At 76.0% G+C, this 18,975-nt stretch carries 16 protein-coding genes; 5 read left to right on the top strand and 11 right to left on the bottom strand.

What is annotated here, in order from left to right; genetic code table 11:
* Nucleotides 1-1,092, bottom strand: a 1,092-nt coding sequence (locus VGP36_23395) for a M20/M25/M40 family metallo-hydrolase (protein ID HEV7657655.1), incomplete at its 3' end; no start/stop codon positions are given.
* A 55-nt stretch (nt 1,093-1,147) separates the two neighbouring features.
* Between VGP36_23395 and VGP36_23390 the strand changes: the two genes are divergently transcribed.
* From VGP36_23390 to VGP36_23380, 3 genes are read left to right on the top strand one after another with little or no spacing between them, the layout of a single operon-like run.
* The gene (locus tag VGP36_23390) at nt 1,148-2,359 is read left to right on the top strand and encodes an MFS transporter (protein ID HEV7657654.1); all 1,212 of its coding nucleotides are present in this window, start codon (nt 1,148-1,150) and stop codon (nt 2,357-2,359) included.
* A gap of 10 nt (nt 2,360-2,369) precedes the next feature.
* Nucleotides 2,370-3,176 carry an endonuclease/exonuclease/phosphatase family protein gene (locus VGP36_23385; protein ID HEV7657653.1) on the top strand — a complete coding sequence of 269 codons (807 nt, stop codon included), beginning with the start codon at nt 2,370-2,372 and terminating at the stop codon, nt 3,174-3,176.
* Between the two features lie 16 nt (nt 3,177-3,192).
* Nucleotides 3,193-3,648, top strand: a complete 456-nt coding sequence (locus VGP36_23380; GenBank protein HEV7657652.1) for a hypothetical protein — start codon at nt 3,193-3,195, stop codon at nt 3,646-3,648.
* Nucleotides 3,649-3,651: 3 nt separating this feature from the next.
* Here VGP36_23380 and VGP36_23375 read toward each other — a convergent pair whose 3' ends face one another.
* Both VGP36_23375 and VGP36_23370 read right to left on the bottom strand, forming a co-directional pair.
* Nucleotides 3,652-4,539, bottom strand: coding sequence for an alpha/beta hydrolase (locus tag VGP36_23375; GenBank protein HEV7657651.1), 888 nt, complete (start codon nt 4,537-4,539; stop codon nt 3,652-3,654).
* Nucleotides 4,540-4,645: 106 nt separating this feature from the next.
* On the bottom strand, nt 4,646-5,155 hold the full coding sequence (locus tag VGP36_23370) for a sigma-70 family RNA polymerase sigma factor (protein ID HEV7657650.1): 510 nt from the start codon (nt 5,153-5,155) through the stop codon (nt 4,646-4,648).
* A gap of 79 nt (nt 5,156-5,234) precedes the next feature.
* On the opposite strand from VGP36_23370, the gene VGP36_23365 reads away from it, so the two are divergent.
* Nucleotides 5,235-6,059: an alpha/beta hydrolase gene (locus VGP36_23365; GenBank protein HEV7657649.1), complete on the top strand. Its 825-nt coding sequence runs from the start codon at nt 5,235-5,237 to the stop codon at nt 6,057-6,059.
* Here VGP36_23365 and VGP36_23360 read toward each other — a convergent pair.
* From VGP36_23360 to VGP36_23350, 3 genes are all read right to left on the bottom strand, one after another.
* Nucleotides 6,046-9,276: an ATP-dependent DNA helicase gene (locus VGP36_23360; protein HEV7657648.1), complete on the bottom strand. Its 3,231-nt coding sequence runs from the start codon at nt 9,274-9,276 to the stop codon at nt 6,046-6,048. The genes VGP36_23365 and VGP36_23360 overlap by 14 nt on opposite strands.
* A 61-nt stretch (nt 9,277-9,337) precedes the next feature.
* Nucleotides 9,338-12,628, bottom strand: coding sequence for an ATP-dependent DNA helicase (locus tag VGP36_23355; protein HEV7657647.1), 3,291 nt, complete (start codon nt 12,626-12,628; stop codon nt 9,338-9,340).
* Nucleotides 12,629-12,690: 62 nt separating this feature from the next.
* Nucleotides 12,691-13,668 carry an NAD(P)-dependent oxidoreductase gene (locus VGP36_23350; protein HEV7657646.1) on the bottom strand — a complete coding sequence of 326 codons (978 nt, stop codon included), beginning with the start codon at nt 13,666-13,668 and terminating at the stop codon, nt 12,691-12,693.
* Between the two features lie 87 nt (nt 13,669-13,755).
* Here VGP36_23350 and VGP36_23345 point away from each other — a divergent pair, with 87 nt between their 5' ends.
* Nucleotides 13,756-14,649 carry an RNA polymerase sigma-70 factor gene (locus VGP36_23345; protein ID HEV7657645.1) on the top strand — a complete coding sequence of 298 codons (894 nt, stop codon included), beginning with the start codon at nt 13,756-13,758 and terminating at the stop codon, nt 14,647-14,649.
* 13 nt (nt 14,650-14,662) lie between these two features.
* Here the strand turns inward: VGP36_23345 and VGP36_23340 are convergent, their stop codons facing one another.
* The 5 genes from VGP36_23340 to VGP36_23320 form a co-directional block, all read right to left on the bottom strand.
* Complete coding sequence (locus VGP36_23340) at nt 14,663-15,529, bottom strand: NAD(P)-dependent oxidoreductase (GenBank protein HEV7657644.1); 867 nt, start codon at nt 15,527-15,529, stop codon at nt 14,663-14,665.
* A 9-nt stretch (nt 15,530-15,538) separates the two neighbouring features.
* On the bottom strand, nt 15,539-16,111 hold the full coding sequence (locus tag VGP36_23335) for a TIGR03086 family metal-binding protein (protein ID HEV7657643.1): 573 nt from the start codon (nt 16,109-16,111) through the stop codon (nt 15,539-15,541).
* Between the two features lie 2 nt (nt 16,112-16,113).
* Nucleotides 16,114-16,464, bottom strand: coding sequence for an MGMT family protein (locus VGP36_23330; protein HEV7657642.1), 351 nt, complete (start codon nt 16,462-16,464; stop codon nt 16,114-16,116).
* A gap of 15 nt (nt 16,465-16,479) precedes the next feature.
* The gene (gene moeZ / locus VGP36_23325; protein ID HEV7657641.1) at nt 16,480-17,655 is read right to left on the bottom strand and encodes an adenylyltransferase/sulfurtransferase MoeZ; all 1,176 of its coding nucleotides are present in this window, start codon (nt 17,653-17,655) and stop codon (nt 16,480-16,482) included.
* Between the two features lie 180 nt (nt 17,656-17,835).
* Entirely contained in the window at nt 17,836-18,942 is a 1,107-nt protein-coding gene (locus VGP36_23320; protein HEV7657640.1) for a DUF3152 domain-containing protein, read from the bottom strand.
* Nucleotides 18,943-18,975: the final 33 nt, after the last annotated feature.

The raw sequence follows: 18,975 nt of genomic DNA, 5'->3' as shown, positions 1-18,975 counted from the left end.
CCACTGCATCGTCGAGGTGATGCCCGGCGGGGTGTGCTCGTCGACGAACTTCTGCACCAGCGGCCGCAGGTCCGCGCCGCGCTGGTCCGGGACCAGCCGGAAGGACAGCTTCGCAGACGCGTCGGTGGGCACGATCGTCTTGTGGCCGGGGCCGGTGTAGCCGCCCCACATGCCGTTGACCTCGGCGGTCGGCCGGGCCCAGATCCGCTCCAGCGTGCTGTAGCCGGCCTCGCCGGCCGCCGCCCGGGACCGCGCCGGGCCGGCCAGCCACTCCTGCTCGTCGAAGGGCAGCCCGCCGTACTTCTTCCGCTCGTCGTCGCCGACCGGCAGCACCGCGTCGTAGAAGCCGGGGATCGCGATGCGCCCGTCCTCGTCGTGCACCGCGGCGAGCAGGTGGGCCAGCGCGGTCAGCGGGTTGGGCACCGCGCCGCCGAACGAGCCCGAGTGCAGGTCGACGTCCGGGCCGTGGAAGTCGATCTGGCAGCCGACCAGGCCGCGCATGCCGACCGTGGTGGTGGGGAAGTCGCGGGCGAACACACCGGTGTCGGTCACCACGGTCACGTCCGAGGCGACCCGGTCCTTCTGCGCCCGCAGCAGGTCGGCGAAATGCGGCGAGCCGGACTCCTCCTCACCCTCGATCAGGAAGCGCAGCGTGACCGCGGGGGTGTCCCTCTTCGTGGCGGCGAGGTGGGCGCGCAGGCCGAGCAGGTGGAACAGCAGCTGGCCCTTGTCGTCGGCAGCGCCGCGGGCGAACAGCTCCTCGCCCCGGATCGTCGGCTCGAACGGCGGGGTGACCCACTTCTCCACCGGGTCGACGGGCTGGACGTCGTGGTGTCCGTACACGAGGACGGTCGGCGCGTCCGGCTCGGCCGCGGGCCACTCGGCGAACACGGCCGGGGAGCCGCCGGCGTCCCAGATCTCGACGGTCGGGAAGCCGTCCCGGGTGAAGGCGGCGGCGAGCCAGTCGGCGCTCGCCTTCACGTCCGCAGCGTGCGCCGGATCGGCGCTGATCGACGGGATCCGCAACCACGCGTCGAGATCGGCGTGCAGCGTCGCCCGGTTGGCCTCGACGTACTCCTTCTCCGCAGTCACGCCCGCAGCGTAATGGCCGCTTCGGACCGGTACGCACGGGCTAGCGTCCCGGGACGTGGCAGACCTGAGACGTACGACGCTCATGGTCGGCGCGGGCGCCGGGATCGCCGGCGACGGGCTCTTCCTGACCGCCCTGGCCTGGAGCGTCCTGCAGGTCACCGGCTCGCCGCCGCAGCTCTCGCTGGTGCTGGGCACGCTCACCGTGGTGCCGCTGGTCGCGGCGCCGCTCGCCGGGCAGCTGGTGGACCGCCGCCGCGCTCCGGACTGGCTGGCCGGCTCCGAGCTGACCGCGGCCGTGGTCCTGCTCGCGGCGGCCGCCTGGTTGAGCCGCTACCAGCCCGGGCTGCCGTTCTTCCTGGCCGTCGCGCTGGCGGTGCCGCTGTTCGCGTCGCTGTCCGGGACGGGGCTGGCGGTGATGCTGGCCCGGCTCAGCGCGCCCGGCACGGTCGCCGGGACGATGGCCCGCTACCAGGTCGCGTCCCGGGCCGGGCGGGTCGCCGGGCCGCTGCTCGGCGGTGCCCTCGTCGCGGTCGGGGACCTGCGGCTGTGCTGCCTGGTCGACGCGCTGTCGTACGTGGTCTCGGGCGGGGCCTGGCTGCTCGCCCGGCGGTCCCTGCTGGCCGCCGCCGGGCCGCGGCAGCAGAGCGTCCGGCGCGGCTTCACCGCCGGCGCCCGGTACGTGGCGGCCGACCGGGCCCTGCGCGAGCTGGTCGCCGGCGCGCTGCTGGCCAACGCCTCGATCAGTGCGGTGAACGTGACGCTGCCGCTGCTCGCGGCCGGTCCCCTGCACGCCGGCTCGGGCACGTACGGGCTGCTGCAGTCCGCGTTCCAGGTCGGGATGCTGCTGGCCGCGACCGTCCTGTCGCTGCGGCCGCTGCCGGACCGGCTGCTCGGCGACCGGCGCGCGCTCGGGACCGCGCTGGCCGGGCTCGGGGCGAGCTTCGGGCTGCTGGCCGCGAGCCGGGTCGTGCCGATGGCGGTCGCGGCCACGCTGCTGGCCGGGATCGCGCTCAGCGTGACGTCGCTGATCTCCGACACCCGGCTCGTCACCGAGGTCCCGGCCGCGCTGCAGGGCCGGGTGCTGGGGCTGGTCGCGGGGCTGGCCGGGGCGTTGCGGCCGGCCGGGACGCTGGCCGGCGGCGTGGTCGCCGGGCTGCTCGGAGCGGCCGTCGCGACCGGGGCCGGGGCGCTCGGGCTGGCCGGGCTCGGCTGCTGGTACGTGCTGCGGGCACCGGGTCGCGTCGCCCCGGAGGCGGCGGGCCCGTAGGGTTTCCGGGGTGCGGCTGGCCAGCTTCAACATCCTCAACGGCAGGTCCCTGTCCGACGGCGAGGTCGACGCCGGCCGGCTGCGGGACGCGGTGAAGCTGCTGGACGCGGACGTGCTCGGGCTGCAGGAGGTCGACCGCGACCAGCCCCGGTCCGCCGGGCTGGACCTGACCGCGGAGGCGGCGGCCGCGATGGGCGGCGAGGGCCGGTTCGCCCCGGCGATCCTGGGCACGCCGGGCGAGCAGTGGCGGCCGGCCCGGGACGGGGACGCCGGCGCGTCCGGGCCCGCGTACGGGATCGGGCTGGTGAGCCGGCTGCCGGTGACGCGCTGGCTGGTGACCCGGCTGCCGTCCGCGCCGGTGCGGTCGCCGATCCTGATCCCCGGGCGGCAGCGCAAGATCCTCTGGCTCAAGGACGAGCCGCGGGTGCTGATCGCGGCCGTGCTGGAGACGACGGCCGGACCGATGACCGTGGCCAACACGCACCTGTCGTTCGTGCCGGGGTGGAACGGGGCCCAGCTGCGGCGGGCCGCGCGGGCGGTGCGGTCGCTGCCGGCGCCGCGGGTGCTGCTCGGGGACCTCAACCTGCCGGGCGCGCTGCCGCGCTGGCTGACCGGGTGGACGGCGCTGGCGGTGGGGGTGCCGACGTTCCCGGCGCCGGACCCGCGGGTGCAGCTGGACCACGTGCTGGCGCACGGCCCCGGGCTGCCACGGGTCGCCGCGGCCGGTGCCCGCGAGATGGCGCTGTCGGACCACTGCGCCCTCATCGTCGACCTGGGCGAGCCCCGCCACGACGGCATGACCGATCCCCTGCGCTGACGGAGGAGATGGTCCGATGACCCGGTCCTGGCCGACGGCCGAGATCGACCCGGTCCGGCGGCTGCGGGTCATGGCGGCAGCCGTGCACGCGCCGATGTACGTCGAGGAGGTTCTCGACGCGCCGTTCGAGACGGTGTGGGCGGTGGCCTCCGACCTGGAGCGTGAGCTGCCGCGACTGGTCCGGGCGATGCGCTCGTTCACGATCCTGGAGCGCCGGGACGAGACGATGACCGCCCGTGCGGTCTCCGCCGTCGGTCACCGGGCCGCGTTCGACGTGGTGCTGCGGCCGGGCTGGTGCCTGATGCAGAGCAGGTACGTCGTGGGCGGCATGGCCGCGGTGCCCGAGGGCGGCAAGACCCGCTTCGCCGTGCTGGGCGCGAGCCGCGCCGTCAGCGGCACGGTCTTCGAGCCGGCCGGGCGGAACCTGGGCCGCAGCATGCTGCGCCGGCTCCGCCAGAGCCTCCCCGCCTGACCCTCAGCGCGCGAACAGCGCGCGGGCCGCGGCGGCGACCTCGTTCGGGCGCTCCTCCGGCAGCCAGTGCCCGGCCCCGGGCAGGATCTCCACCCGCAGGTCGTCGGCGTGTCCCTGGCCGCCGCCGAGCACCGCGGGCGGGAAGACCGGGTCCCGGTCCCCGCCGAGCAGCAGGGTCGGCACCGTCAGGTGCTGCTTCGCGTTCCGGTTGAGCATCAGCGCCGGGATGTCCCGGACGGTGAACAGCCGGTGCAGCGCCTCGCCGGCCCGGGCCGCGCCCGGCACCCGGCCGGCCGCGACGTACTCCTCGAGGACCGGCTCCCGCATCGCGGCCCGGTCGCCGAGCCCGCGGCGCAGCAGGAACCGGGTGTACGCCGGCCAGTGCCGCTGGGCCAGCCGCCCGAGCCCGGGCGCCTCCAGCACGGTCGTGTACCAGAACCGCCAGGAGCTCGGCGCCAGGTGCCGGTGCTCCGGCCAGGGATGCACGATGTTCAGGGCCAGGAAGTGCCCGAACCGCTCGGGCGCGCGCAGGCAGGCGAAGAACCCGGCCCAGGCCCCCCACTCGTGCCCGACCAGGTCGACCCGGTCCAGCTCCAGCGCGTCGAGCAGGGCGATCAGGTCGGTGACCCGGTCCGCGGTGGTGTAGCCGGTCCTCGGCTTGTCCGACCAGCCGAAACCGCGCAGGTCGACGCTGAGCACCCGGTGGTCGGGGGCGAGCCGGGCCGCGACGTCGCGCCAGGCGAACCAGTGCTGGGGGAAGCCGTGCAGCAGGACGACCGGGGCGCCGGAGCCGATCTCGGCCACGTGCAGGCCGACGCCGCCGGCGTCCACCTGCCGGTGGGTGACGCCGGGGAGCTCCGGCATCGGCCTTTCCTCGCTGCGTACGGACATCAGCCGCTGCTCCCTCCGGGACGCGACCGGTCCGGCCGCCGACACGAGAGAAGAGGCACCGCAAGCGCGTCGCGTTCCCCGGCCCGGCCGATCGTGTCGGCGACGGTCAGGTCGCCTCCCACTCCCTGCGGAAGTTGCGCCGGGCCCGGAACAACCGGGTCCGTACGGTCGGGGGCGGCACCGACAGGATCGCCGCCACCGCCGCTTGGTCCAGCCCCTCCAGGTCCCGCAGCACCAGCACCGCCCGGTGCTGCGGGCTCAGCCGGGACAGCACGTCCCGTACGTCCGCGGCCAGCTCCGGGTCGTCCCGGCCGGGCACCTCGCCCAGCTCAGCGGTTCGCTGCCGGCCGGACCGCGTGGCCACCCGGACCGCCTCCCGGACCGCGATCGAGCGGACCCAGCCGAACAACGCCGCCGGCTCGGTGAGCTGCGGCAGCGCCCGGAAGACCGCGATCAGCGCCTCCTGGGCGGCGTCCGGGCCGTCCTGCACGGCGATCGACCCGCACAGCCGGCCCACGTACGGCGAGATCTCGGCGAGGACCTGGTCCATCGCGATCGCGTCGCCCTGCTGGGCCCGGCGTACCAGCTCGGTGCGGCGCTCGGCGTCGGCCGTCATCGAGCTCCCACCGAACCTTCCTACCGCATCGGCGTCCGGCGGGCCTCGGCCCGCCGCCCGACCGGGGGAGACTGGGACGATGGACAGCGCAGTTCCGGTTGACATTCAGGGCCTGGTTTTCGACGTCCGGATCGGCGGGCCCGAAGACGGGCCGGCCGTGCTGTTGTTGCACGGATTCCCGGAGAACTCCGGGATGTGGGCCGGCGTCACGCCGGCGCTGCAGGAGGCCGGGCTGCGGACGGTCGCGCCGGACCAGCGCGGCTACTCCCCCGGTGCCCGGCCCGACGGGGTCGAGGCGTACTCGATCCACCACGTGGTCGCGGACGCGCTCGGGCTGCTCGACGCGCTCGGGCTGCGGACCGCGCACGTGCTCGGGCACGACTGGGGCGCGGTCGTGGCCTGGAACCTCGCGGTCCGGCACCCGGACCGGGTCGCCACGCTGACCGCGGTGAGCGTCCCGCACCCGGCCGCGCACGCCGCCGCGCTGCGGACGGATCCGGAGCAGCAGCGGCGCTCGGAGTACCTCGCGGTCTTCCGCCGGCCGGACTCCGAGCAGCTGCTGCTGGCGGACGGCGCGCGCCGGCTGCGGCGGATGTTCGGGCCGGTGCCGGCGGACGAGTTCGTCGTGCCGCTGACCGAGCCGGGCGCGCTGACCGGCCCGCTGAACTGGTACCGGGCGATGAGCCGGGCCGACATCGAGGGCCTCGGCCCGGTCACCGTCCCGACCACGTACGTCTGGGGCACGGACGATCTCGCGGTGAGCCGGGTCGCGGCCGAGGACTGCGCCGTGCACGTGACCGGGCCGTACCGGTTCGTGGAGCTGCCCGGCGTCTCGCACTGGGTCCCCGAGCAGGAGCCGGACGTCGTCGCCGACCTCGCCCTCGACCGGATCAGCGGCCGGTAGGGATCGACTCGACCAGGGCGTGCAGGCCGGCCGCGCCGAGCAGGTCGATCGGCGCCACCGTACGGTCCGCGCGGACGTGGTGGAACGCGGCCCGGACCAGCTCGACCGGCGTACCTGACAGCTCGGCCCAGGCCAGCCGGTACGCGGCCAGCTGGACCGAGGCCGCGGACGGGTCCCGCGGCGGGTCGCCGGTCTTCCAGTCCACCACCGTCCAGCCGCCGTCCGGGTCGGCGAACACGGCGTCGATCCGGCCCCGGACCACCACCCCGCCGACCACGGTCTCGAACGCGACCTCGACCTCGTCCGGCACCCGGTCGGCCCAGGCGCTGGCCAGGAACCGCTCCTGCAGCAGGGCCAGCTCCGAGTCCGGCGCGGCCTCGGCGTCGGCCGAGCCGGGCAGCTCGTCCAGGTCGAGCAGCCGCTGGCCGCCGTACCGCTCCTCCAGCCAGGCGTGGAAGGCGGTGCCGCGGCGGGCCAGCGGGGCCGGCCGGGTCGGCACCGGGCGGCGGACCCGGCGGGCCAGCGCGAGCGGGTCGCGGGCCAGCGTGACCAGGTCGGTGACCGCGAGGTGGCCGGGCAGCGGGACGTCCGCGGTGGCCGGGCCGGCCGCGATCCGGGCCCGCTCGGCCAGCAGGATCTCGGCCTCCCGCTGCCAGCCCAGCGCGAGCAGGTCCTCCTCGGCGAACAAGGTCCCCTCGTCCACCGGCGCGGACCCGGCCAGCGCCGAGCGGACCAGCGACGCACCCTGCTCGACCAGCGGCCGCCGGGCCCCGAGCGGGTCGGCCGGCCACGGCATCGGCGCGGGCGGCGGCAGCGGGTTGGCCGCGTCCTCGGGCGGCGGGTCGGCCCACTGGTCGACCTGGACGCCGCGGACCAGCCGCAGTTCGGACAGGAACGGCGACGGCCCGCGCGGCCGGACCGCGGTGTCCCACCAGTAGCCGGAGGCCAGCAGCAGGTGCCGGGCCCGGGTCACGGCCACGTACGCCAGCCGCCGCTCCTCCCGGACGGCCCGCTCCTTGCACGCCGCCACGAAGTCCTTGCGGGCCTCGTCGATCCCCTTCTGGTCCCGCGGCGTGACCACGTCGAAGACCGGCAGGTCCGAGCCGTCCCCCCGCAGCGGGTACGGCAGGGTCGGCGCGCTGGTGGCCCAGCCCGAGCCCCGGGTGGACAGCAGGTCCGGGAAGACATCGTGGGTGAGCCCGGGTACCGCGACCACGTCCCACTCGAGCCCCTTCGCTGCATGCACGGTCAGCACTTGGACCCGGTCGGTGTCGACGTCGACCACGCCCGCCTCCAGCCCCCGCTCGGCGTCCTCGGCCGCGGCCAGGTAGGCCAGGAACGCGCCCAGCGTGGGCATCTCGGCGTCGACCGAGAAGTCGGCCGCGACCTCGGCGAACCGGTCCAGGTGGGCCCGGCCGGCGGCACGGTCCCGGTCCGGCGCGGCCGCGACCTCGACGTCCAGCAGCAGCGTCCGCTCGACGTCGGCGACCAGGTCCGGCAGCGGCTGCGCGGTCCGCCTGCGCAGCGCGGCCAGCTCGTCGGCGAGCCGGGCCATCCGCTCGAAGCCGACGGCCGAGTAGGGCTCGGGCGGGCCGAGGTCGTCCAGGGCCTCGACCAGGCTGGCGTCCGAGACCACGTCCCGGGTGCCCTGCGCGGCCTCCTCGTGCCGGGCCGCGAGCGCCCGGGCCCGTTTGCCGAGCGCGGCCACGTCCTTGCCGCCGACCCGCCAGCGGGCGCCGGTGAGCAGCCGGGCCAGCGCCGCGCCCGCGGTCGGGTCGCTGACCACCTGCAGCGTGCTGACCAGGTCCCGGACCTCGGGGGTGGCCAGCAGCCCACCCAGGCCGACCAGCTCGACCGGCACGCCGCGGGCCCGCAGCGCGCCCGCGACCAGGTCGAACTGGCTGCGCCGGCGGCAGAGCACGGCCACGCTGCGGCCGCCCGCGCCGCCCGCGCCGGCCCGCCGGTCGGCCGCGTCGGCCCGCCAGACCGCGGCGATCTCGCCTGCGACCCAGTCGGCCTCGCCGGTGACGGTCTCCAGCAGCGCGGCCCGGACCTGGCCCGGCTCGCCCCGCGGCCCCGGCGTCAGCGACGGCACGTTCTCCCGGATCTCGACCGACAGCGCGTTGGCCACGTCCAGGACGAGCTCGTCGTTGCGGAACGAGGTCGACAGCGGCAGCACCGGGGCGGGGTCGCCGCCGCCGGTCCGGAAGTGCGCGGCGAACCGGTGCAGGTTGTTCGCGCTGGCGCCGCGCCAGCCGTAGATGGCCTGGGCCGGGTCGCCGACCGCGGTGACGGCGTGGCCGCCCGGTCCGTACAGGGCCCGCAGCAGGGTGAGCTGGGCGTGGCCGGTGTCCTGGTACTCGTCCAGCAGCACCACCGCGTACCGGGCCCGCTCAGCCCGGCCGACCTCGGCGAAGCGGTCCGCGACCCGGGCCGCGATCGCCATCTGGTCGCCGAAGTCCATCGCCCGGGCGTCGTGCTTGGCCCGCGTGTAGCGGTCGACCAGCGGGAGCAGGGCGACCCGGGAGGCGGCGCGGTCCAGCAGCTTGCGCACCTCCGCGTACGGCTCCCCGGCGACGCCGCGGCCACTCGCCGACCGACGCGGCCGGGCCAGCACGCGCGTACGCAGGTCGTCGGTCCAGCGCCGCAGCTCGTCCGGCTCGACCAGGTGCTCGGCCAGCTCGCCGGCCAGGTCCAGCACCCAGTTGGTCACCGTGGACTCGGCGTTGTCCAGCTCCGGCACGTCCAGGTCGTACGTGCGGACCACCTTCTGGGCCAGCTGCCAGGTCATCGCCTCGGTGAGCAGCCGGACGCTGGGCTCGACCCCGAGCCGCAGCGCGTGCTCGGACACCAGCCGCCCCGCGTACGCGTGGTACGTCGAGACCGCGGGCTCGCCCGCCAGCGCCGGGTCGCCGGCCGGCCCGGACGCGCCCAGGAACGTGCGCAGCTGCCCGAGCCGGACCCGGATCCGCCCGGCCAGCTCGCCCGCGGCCTTGGTGGTGAAGGTCAGCCCCAGGATCTGGTCCGGCCGGACGTACTCGTTCGCGACCAGCCAGAGCACCCGGCCGGACATCGTCTCGGTCTTGCCCGACCCGGCCCCGGCCACGACCACGGCCGGCGCCAGCGGCGCCCCGATGACGGCCGCCTGCTCGTCGGTCGGCGGCGGCAGCCGCAACGCGGCCGCCAGCTCCTGCGGCGACCACCTCGGCGCGGTCACCGCTCCGCCGGACCGCGATCGGCCCCCCGACGGGGTCCCCGGGCGGGGCAGGGGATGGGGCTCACTCCGTGACCTGGCGGCCGGTGTCGGTGGCCGGGCAGGAGGACCGGGTCGCGCAGACCCGGCAGAACAGCCCCGGCTTGGCGTGGAACACGTCGCCGCCCATCCCGGCGGCCGCGTCCTGGATCTGGATCCGGGCCCACTCCGGGTCGGTGTCCTGGGCCAGCGGCGGCTGCTCCTGGGTCCGGTTGCGCTCGGCCGCCGTCCCGAGGTTGACCAGCAGGCCGCCGCCCGGCTCGGCCGCGCCGAACGCGCCCTCGGCCACCGCCAGCTGGTACGAGCCGAGCTGGGGGTGGCGGGCCAGCTCCCCGTCGCGGGGCTTGCTGCGCCCGGTCTTGAGGTCGACCACCACCAGCCGGCCCTCGTCGTCGCGCTCCAGCCGGTCGATCCGGCCGGTCAGCGTGGCCGGGTGGCCGCCGTCGGTGGCCGGCGGGACCGTGACCGAGAACGGCACCTCGACGTCGACCAGCACGTACCGGGCGCGGGAGGAGCGTTCCCAGCGCAGGAACGTGCCGAGCATGTCCCGGGCCCGGGCCCGTTCCCGGCGGGTGGTCCAGGCGCCGCCGAGGTCGAGCCGGTCCAGCGCCGCCTCCAGCCGCTCTCCCAGCTCGGCCGGGTCCTCGACCCCGTCGGTGACCGCGCTCGCGGCGACCGCGTGCAGGGCGGTGCCGACGGACTGGGCGGCCTGCTCGGAGCCGCGGGCCCCGACCGCCTCCATCAGCCAGCGCAGCTCGCAGCCGATGAACCGGTCCACGGCCGAGGGCGAGACCCGGACGGCCGCGCCGTCGGCGGCCAGCGGCGACGGGTCGGACAGCCCGGCCAGGCCCCACCAGCTGTCCGGGTCGGCGCCGCGGACCCCGGCGGTGGCGAGGCGGGCCAGCTCGGTCGCGGCCGCGCGCCGGCGGGTGTCGACCTGCTTGGCGTCGCTCACCACCGCCCGCAGCTCCGCCACCAGGGCCGGCAGCGACAGTGCCCGGGGCACGCTCGTCACCGCGCGGGGCTCGCCGGGCGGCGGCGGGTCGAGCTCGTCCAGGAACCGGGACGGCTGGTCCTCCTCGCCGGCCACCCCGGACACGATCAGCAGCCGCTTGGCCCGGGTGACCGCGACGTAGAACAGCCGCCGCTCCTCCTCCAGCAGCGGGGCGACCGGGGACAGCTCGGACGGCTCCCGGCCGGCGGCCACGTCGACCAGGTCCTCGACCCCGAGCAGGGTGCCGCGCCGGCGCAAGTCCGGCCAGACGCCCTCCTGGACGCCCGCGACGGCGACGACCGTCCACTCCAGACCCTTGGCCGCGTGCGCGGTCAGCAGCCGTACGGTGTCGCCGGTCGGCGCCTTGGCGGCCAGCGTGTCGCCCGGGATCTGCTGCGCGAGCAGGTGGTCGACCAGCACCCGCGGGCCCGAGCGGGGCAGCCGGTCGACGAAGTTCGCGGCCGCGTCGAACAACGCGACCATCGCGTCCAGGTCCCGGTCCGCGCCCGCGCCGACCGGGCCGCCCTGCCGGGACTGGCGCTGCCACTGCTCGCCCAGCCCGGAGGCCGACCAGACCGCCCAGAGCACCTCCTCGGCGCTGCCGCCCTCCCGCGCGGTGGCCCGGGCGGTGGCCAGCAGCCAGCCGACCCGGCGGGCCGGGACGCCGGCGTCGCCCGCGGCCGCCCGCACCATCCGGTCCACGGCCGCGACCGCGGCGGCCACCCCGGGCTCCCGGCCGGGGCCCGGGTCGGCGGTCGCCCGGGCGTCCTTGAGCAGGCTGACCAGCAGGTCGGCCGAGCCGCCGGCGCCGCCGGCGACGAGGTCGAGCCGGCGCAGCTCCTGCCGCAGCCGGCGCAGCGACAGCGCGTCGGCGCCGCCGAGCGGCGAGGTCAGCAGCGTGAGCGCGGCGTCCTCGTCCAGCGGGTCGGGCCCGGTCTCCGCCCGCAGCCGGCCGTGCTCGCCGGGCGAGCGCAGCCCCCACAGCGCGCACTCCAGCAACCGCAGGAACGGCGCGACCGCGGGCTGCGCGACCAGCGGCACCTCGTCGCCGGCCACGCTGGAGGGCACGCCGGCCACGGCCAGGGCCCGTCGCAGCGCCGGCAGGTGCCGCTCGGTGGAGCGGACGATCACCGCCATCTCCCGCCACGGCACCCCGTCGAGCAGGTGCGCGGCCCGCAACCGGTGGGCCACGTACGCGGCCTCCTCGCCGGGGGTGCGCAGGGTGTGCACCTCGACCCGGCCCGGCGGCGTACCGCGGACCGGCGCCAGCGCGCGGTGCCGGGCCGGGCCGGGCAGCCGGGCCGCGATCCGGCGCGAGTACCGCAGCAGCACCTCGCCCGAGCGCCGGGACGCGCCCAGCGCCACCACCGGCACCGGCGTCCCGTCGGCCGGCGCGAACACGTCCGGGAAGCGCCGGATCGCGGACGGGTCGGAGCCGCGGAAGGCGTAGATCGACTGGTCCGGGTCGCCGACCACGACCAGCTCGTCGGCACCGGCCGCGAGCATCCGCAGCAGCTCCTCCTGGGCCGGGTCCAGGTCCTGGTACTCGTCCACGAACACCCGCCGGCGCCGGGCCCGCTCCCGGGCCAGCAGCTCCGGGTCCGTGCTCAGCGCGTCCAGCGCGGCCCGGATCAGCTCCGCCGGGTCGTACGCCTCCGGGCCGTCGCCGGCCGACAGCGCGGTGACGTCGAGGTACTCGTCGAAGAAGTGCGCGGCCGCGACCCAGTCGTCCCGGCCGCGGTCCCGGCCCCAGTTGGCCAGCCGGTTCGGGCCGACGCCGCGCTCGACCGCCCGCAGCAGCAGGTCACGCAGCTCCGTCGCGAACCCGCGGGTGAGCAGGGCGGGCCGGAACTCCTCCGGCCACTGCCCGGTGCCGAGCTCGACCTCGCCGCCGAGCAGCTCCCGGACGACCAGGTCCTGCTCCGGCCCGGACAGCAGCCGCGGGCCGCGCTCCCCGCGGGCGACGGCCTGCGCCCGCAGCAGCCCGAACGCGTACGAGTGGAAGGTGCGGGCCAGCGGCTCCCGGGTGGTGCGGGCCAGCCGGGCGGTGATCCGCTCCCGCAGCTCGGTCGCCGCCCGCCGGCTGAACGTGAGCAGCAGCAGCGACTCCGGGTCGGCGCCGGCCTCGACCCGCCGGACCGCGGCCTCGACCAGCGTGGTGGTCTTGCCGCTGCCCGGGCCGGCCAGCACCAGCAGCGGGCCGCCGCGGTGGTCGGACACGGCCTGCTGCCCCGGCTCCAGGACAGGGACGCCGGAGGCACGCGGGGCCGGGCGAACCAACCGGTACGCGCTCGACCCGCGTGCCTCCCCCGGAACGGACACGCCGACGATGGAACCACGACATCACGCGGTGCGTGCGGTCCCCCGCCGGTACGGTGCGCGGTTCACCCCGATGCGCGATCACCGGCCGCGTCGTGGTCACTTCCCGTGGCGGCGAGAGTGCGGAATCCGTCCCGCCAGCTCGGGTACGCCGGGGTCCAGTCGAGCTCGCGCCGGGCCTTCGCGTTGGACATGCCGCGGGCCGTGGTCATCATGACCATGCCCTGGTCGCCCAGCAGCGGGCGGGCCAGCCAGGCCGGCACGTGCCGGGGCGGCGGCGCGCCCAGCGCGGCGCAGAGCTCCGGCAGCCACTCCCGGACCGGCGCCGGCTCGTCGTCACAGACGTTGTAGATCCCGGCCGCACCGCGCTCGACCGCCGCCACGGTGGCCGACGCCGCATCGTCGATGTGGCAGAACGACCAGACCCCGGCGCCGTCGCCCACGACCGGGAACTTGCGCTGCCGGACCATGTCCACGTGCACGCCGCCCGGGCCGAGCGAGGTGCCGGGGCCGTAGAAGCCGCCGTAGCGCAGGGCGAGGCCCTCGCCGTACCCGGTCACGGCCTCCTCGAGGTGCACGAGCGCGGCCAGCGAGCTGACGGCGCCCGGCACCGGGGTCGGGTCGAGCGGGTCGGTCTCGGCCTTCGCCGGCCCGCCGGTCCGCGCGTACGGCCAGCCGCCGAAGCTCTGCGCGACCACCCGGCGCACGCCGGCGGCCCGGCCCGCGGCCAGCAGGACGTCGGTGCCCTCGGTCCGCAGCCGGTTGGTCTCCTCGAACCCGCTCGAGAACTTGCGGAAGCTGCCCATCCCGGACAGCGCGGTGAGCTCGTGCACGAGCACGTCCGGGGCGGCGGCCTCGACCGCGGCGGTCACCGCGGCCCGGTCCAGCGGGTCGAGCACGGCCGGCTCGGCGCCGAGGAACCGCAGCCGCTCGGCCTTGCCCCGGTGGCGGGTGGTGCCGACCACGGTGTGCCCGCTGGCGACGAGCTGCGGCACGAGCCGGCCGCCCAGGGCGCCGGACGCGCCGGCGAGGAAGATTCGCATCGTCTTCTCTCCTCATCAGGTGGGGTACGCAGCCGGAGACGGGACACCCACGCCGGGCGTGACAGCAGAGGTGGTTGTATCGGGGTGATGACCGACACATGGGCACCGGAGGACCTGCGCGGGTACGCGTTCGCGGTCGCGTACCGGATGCTGGGCAGCGTCGGCGAGGCCGAGGACGTCGTGCAGGAGGCGATGATCCGGCTGCACGCGGCCGACCGGTCCGAGGTCCGCTCGCCGACGGCGTACACGGCCACGGTGACGACGCGGCTGGCGCTGGACGAGCTGCGCTCGGCCCGGGCCCGGCGGGAGCGCTACGTCGGGACCTGGCTGCCGGAGCCGGTGCTGGGCGAGCCCGGCCCGGCCGAGCGGGCCGAGCTGCGGGAGTCGCTGGCGGCGGCGTTCCTGCTGGTGCTGGAGACGCTCGGGCCGGTGGAGCGGGCCGTGTTCGTGCTGCACGACCTCTTCGACCTGCCGTACGGGGAGGTGGCCGAGGTGGTGGACCGGTCCGAGGCGACCTGCCGGCAGATCGCGGCCCGGGCCCGGCGGCACGTGGCCGCCCGGCAGCAGCGCTACGACCCGCCGGCCGAGCAGCGGGACCGGCTGGTGCGGCGGTTCTTCGCCGCGCTGGACGCCGGGGACGTGGCCGGGCTGGAACGGATGCTGGCCGCGGACGTGGTCTTCCACGGCGACGGCGGCGGCAAGGGCCCGGCGATCAAGCAGCCGGTCTTCGGCCCGCTGCGGGTGGCCCGGCTGCTGGCCGGCATCGTCCGCCAGGCCCAGCGCTACGGCCTGCGGCTGGAGCCGGCGGTGGTCAACGACGGGCCGGGCGCCCGGATGCTGGACCCGGACGACCGGCTGCTCAACGTGCTCGCGCTCGACGTGCGCGACGGGCAGGTGGTCGCGGTCCGGTCGGTGATCAACCCGGACAAGCTCCGGCACCTCGGCCCGCTGGTCCCCCTGACCGAGCTGTCCGCCCGCTGATCCCTACCGGTCCCTACCGGGGCGGGAACGCGTAGTAGACCGCGCCCATGTCCTGCTCGCCGTGCCCGGCGTCGGACGCCCGCCGGTACGCGGTGGCCAGCCCGGCCAGCACGTCGTCGCCGACCTGGGCGCCCCGGGCCGCGGCCAGGATCAGCTCGACGTCCTTGACCGCCCCGTCCAGCGTGAACGACGGCGGGTAGTCGCCCTTGGCGATCATGTCGCTCTTCATGTGCAGGTACTGGTTGTCGGCCGCGCCGCCGTTGACCGCCTCGACGAACAGGGCCGGGTCGATGCCGAGCCCCTGGGCCAGCGCGTGGGCCTGGCCGACGCCGGCGTTGACGGTGGAGATCCAGGAGTTGCAGACCAGCTTGAGCGCGCTCGCGCCGCCGAGCGAGGGCCCGGCGTACACGACCCGGGCCGAGTAGGCCTCGATGGCCGGGCGCGCCTTCGCCACGGCATCGGCATCGCCGGAGACGAGCTGGACCAGCGTGCCCTGCTCGGCCGGACCCTTGGTGCCCATCACCGGCGCATCCAGCAGCGTCAGCCCGCGGCCGGCGGCGAGCGCGGCGACCTCGAGCATGCCCTCCTGGCCGATCGTGGAGGCCTGCAGCCAGACCGCGTCCTTCCCGGACGCGTCCGATGAGGATGACGCCGCGGTCAGCACCTCCAGCACGGCCGCGGTGTCGAACAGCATCACCACCACGACCTCGGCGCCGGCGACGGCCTCGGCCGCGGTCCCGGCGACCGTCGCGCCGGACTCGGCGAGCGGCTCGGCCTTGGCCGTGGTCCGGTTCCAGACCCGGACGGTGTGACCGGCCCGCAGCAGCGAGCGGGCCATCCCCGCGCCCATGATCCCGGTCCCGAGTACGGCGACCTGCATGCGAACCCCCTAGAACGGCTGACGGCCGGTGAACGCGATCAGTTTCGCCTGCTCGTCCGCCTCGGGCGGCACCGGGACCGGCTCGTCGAACAGCCCGCTCTCGGTCAGGTCGGTGTCCGGCTCGATCTGCGCGTACACCGCCTCGACCAGGTCGGGGTCGACGGTCTCGTCGGCGGAGATGCCGCGGGCCAGGTCCCAGCTGTGGATCACCAGGTCGAAGACCATCTCCCGGGCGTACTCCTCGGCCGGGCGATCCGCGTACGACAGGTGCACGGTCCGCTCGATCGCGCCGGCCGCGGCGAACGCGGCCGCGGCGGCGCCGGCGGCGGCGTCCCAGGCCGCGACCGGGTCGGAGCCGAGCACGTCGCCCGCGGCGAACCCGTCGCCGACGTCGGCGATCCGCTTGCCGGCCAGCAGCGGCGGCACCCAGAGCTGCTCGGAGACCAGGTGGTTGACCAGGTTGCGGACCTCCCAGTCCTTGCACGGGGTCGGGCAGCCCCACTGGTCGGTCCCGACCGCGTGCACCCGGCGCCCGAACTCGTCCAGCGCGCGGCGGTGCAGGTCCAGCACGTCCGTAGCCATCGCTATCTCCCGTCCCAGCGGGCGCGGCGCATGTCCACCTTGTCGCCCCGCATCGGTGTGTTCTCCGCCCGCAGCAGCCGTAGCGCGTCGGCCGGCGAGGCCGGGTTCGGCCCGCCGGTGGACTGCACCACGCGATGCCAGGGCACCTCGTGGCCGTGCCGGCTCATCACCGCGCCGACGGACCGGCCGGAGCCGGACCCGACGAACTCGGCGACGTCGCCGTACGACATCACCATCCCGCGCGGGATCCGGTCCACGACCTCCAGCACCCGCGCCGCGTACGGCGTCGGCCGGCCACCCCGACCAGGTCTGGTGGCCAACCCCGCCGAGATGCTCGCCGCCCGTTTCACCACGGCGGCCAACCTAGATCAGTACGTCGGCAGCGAGGGATCGACCTGGGTGGCCCAGGCCGTGACCCCGCCCTGCACGTGCACCGCGTCCCGGAACCCGGCCGCCTTCACCGCGGCCAGCGCCTCGGCGGACCGGACGCCGGTGCGGCAGTAGAGCACCAGCGGCTTGTCCTGGGGCAGCTCGGCCAGCGCCTCGCCGGACAGGATCCGGTCCTTGGGGATCAGCACGCCGCCCGGGATCTTGACGATCTCGTACTCGACCGGCTCCCGGACGTCGACCAGATACGGGTCCTTGCCCGCGTCCAGCATCTCCTTCAGCTCGGCCGCGGTGATCGTCGAGCCGGCCGCGGCCCGCTGGGCCTCGTCCGAGACGACGCCGCAGAACTCGTCGTAGTCGATGAGCTGCGTGATCGCCTCGCCCTTGGGGTCCTTGCGCACCTTGATCGTCCGGTACGACATCTCCAGGGCGTCGTAGACCATCAGCCGGCCCAGCAGCGTCTCGCCGATGCCGGTGATGAGCTTGATCGCCTCGGTGACCATGACCGACCCGATGGACGCGCAGAGCACGCCCAGCACGCCGCCCTCGGCGCAGGACGGGACCATCCCCGGCGGCGGGGGCTCGGGGTAGAGGTCGCGGTAGTTCGGGCCGTGCTCGTTCCAGAAGACGCTGACCTGACCCTCGAACCGGTAGATCGAGCCCCACACGTACGGCTTGCCGAGCAGTACGCAGGCGTCGTTGACCAGGTAGCGGGTGGCGAAGTTGTCGGTCCCGTCCAGCACCAGGTCATAGGGCCGGAAGATGTCCAGCGCGTTGTCGGAGTCCAAGCGCTCCTGGTGCAGGATCACGTTCACGTGCGGGTTGATCTCGGCGATCGACTCCTGCGCCGAGACCGCCTTGGGCTTGCCGATGTCCGACACGCCGTGGATCACCTGACGCTGCAGGTTGGACTCGTCGACCACGTCGAAGTCGACGATGCCGAGGGTGCCCACGCCGGCGGCGGCCAGGTAGAGCAGGGCCGGGGAGCCGAGCCCACCGGCACCGACGACCAGGACCTTCGCGTTCTTCAGGCGCTTCTGCCCGGGCACCCCGACGTCCGGGATGATCAGGTGGCGGCTGTAGCGGGCGACCTCGTCGACCGTCAGCTCGGCGGCCGGCTCGACCAGGGGCGGCAACGACACAGGTCTCTCCTTCATCTCGTCCCCGTCCCCAACCCGCGCGTCCCACCCGGTGTTCCCCGGGGGGTCCGCCGCGTCGATCCCCGATCGCCGCGGACCACCTTCACATTTGTCGTTGTCGATCTCCGACCGACAACGACGATCGTCAGGTCCGAGACCGTCCTCTTTCGACGCCGGCGCGCCCCGGGTGCGGTGGGGCTAGGGGTAGGGCCACGGGTTGGGTTTGCAGGCGCCGACGCCGGCGGTCGAGATGCCGAGGGTCTGCTGCATCATGATCGGCGCGAGCGCGTCCTTCTTCGGGCAGCCGACGTGGTTGTTGCCGAGCGCGTGGCCGACCTCGTGGTTGACCACGTACAGCCGGTATTGCGCCAGGTTCCCGCCGTACGCGACCGCGCCGCGGACCCAGCGCGCGTCGTTGATGACGACCCGCGCCTTGTCGCCGTTGTAGCAGGACGTCTCGTACGGCAGGTCGTAGCCGCAGAGGGTCCGTACGGACAGGGACGCGGTCAGGCTGACCCGGAAGTCGATCTCGCCGCTGTCCACGCGCTGGAACGAGGCCCGCCCGCCGTGCCCCCAGCTGTGCTCGTCGGACAGCGTCCGCTCGACCGCGGCCGCGAACGCCGAGGCGTTCTCGGTCACGCCGCCCTCGACCTCGACGGTGAAGCGGTGCAGCGGGCCGGTGCCGTAGACCTTGGAGTTGCCCCGCAGGATCGTGTAGACGCCGGTGCCCCGCTGCGCGAACGCGGCGCCGGCCGGCAGCGCGGTCGGCGGCAGCGGGCGGGCCGTGCCGGAGCCGCCGTCGTCCACGAAGATCCCGGACGACGTCGGCGTCGGCTTCGGCGCCGCGGTCGTCGCGACCACCGGCGGCGCTACCGGCGCAGCCGCCGGCGGGGACGGCTTCGGGTCCGAGCCGATCAGCGGCATCCCGGCCTCCGCCCCGTTGGCCACGTCGACGCCGCACAGGACGGTCAGCACGGTCAGGATCGGCAGCGCGTACGCCCGCCAGCCCCAGGTCCGGACGAAGCGGCGCAGCGGGCTGCCCGGCGCCCGGTGCGGATGCTCCGGCCGCGGGTCGACCCGGGCCCGCAGCGGCCCGTCCGGCGAGCGCAGCTCCACGATCCGGTACGGCGGCGCGAACGGCTCCCGCGCCGGCGCCCGCCGCCCGCCCCGGGCGGTCGGCGGGGTCCGCCGGGGACCGCCACCGCTGGGCCGCGGCCCTGGGCGCTGCGTCCGGATCCGGTCCGGATGACCGACCTCGCCGGCGCCGGGGCGTCGACTGCGCGCCGCCGGTCCCGGACGAGTCACGCCGGTGAGGATCGCACAGCACCGGGCCCGATC

This window comes from Mycobacteriales bacterium, from assembly GCA_035995165.1.
In the GTDB taxonomy this organism is placed as follows: Bacteria; Actinomycetota; Actinomycetes; order Mycobacteriales; family CADCTP01; genus CADCTP01.
The sequence above is the reverse complement of the archived record's forward strand: the minus strand, read 5'-3'. Positions and strand labels throughout refer to the sequence as shown.